Origin of the sequence: Escherichia sp. KCJ4928 (assembly GCF_004352695.1) — a bacterium.
GTDB lineage: Bacteria > Pseudomonadota > Gammaproteobacteria > Enterobacterales > Enterobacteriaceae > ECMA0423.
In genome coordinates this window covers 1-443 of sequence record NZ_SJWV01000610.1, presented here as the reverse complement: position 1 = coordinate 443, position 443 = coordinate 1, and the positions used below count along the sequence as shown (strand labels likewise).

Sequence of the window (443 nt, the reverse complement as noted above, 5' to 3'; positions counted from 1 at the left end):
CTGATAGAACACCGCGCCCGTACACATGACAGTGAAAACGTCATCCATGATCTGGCTGCAGAACTCATCCGTAAGCAGGGATATCACCTCTGATGTACAGCATACACATCACTCCCCGCTGCCGGCGTCCTGCACGGGGACAGGTCTTCCTGAAAACGCTACGCGTGGACGGTGACAGTTTCAGCTTCACCCTGCCGTCTGCCTGCTTCACGCTGCGTCCCTCCCCCAATCCCCGGGTCATTTTCGCCAGTGACAGACGGGCTGACGGGGAAATGAGTGGCGTTCGCCTGGCTCTGCCCGGAGAGACAGGCACACTGATAACAACGGCCACCTGGCAGGTCAACGTGCCGGAGCGGCCTCCTTTTGATATACAGCATGTCATTCACTGGCTCCTGCCCTCGCCTCTCACGGCGCTGATGTCCGACAACACCTGGCTGTGGCCG

At 59.4% G+C, this 443-nt stretch carries 1 pseudogene; it reads left to right on the top strand.

The features are described from left to right. Positions 1–92: 92 nt before the first annotated feature. Positions 93–443: pseudogene (locus E0D98_RS25850) on the top strand (conjugal transfer protein TraV); the annotation flags it as partial.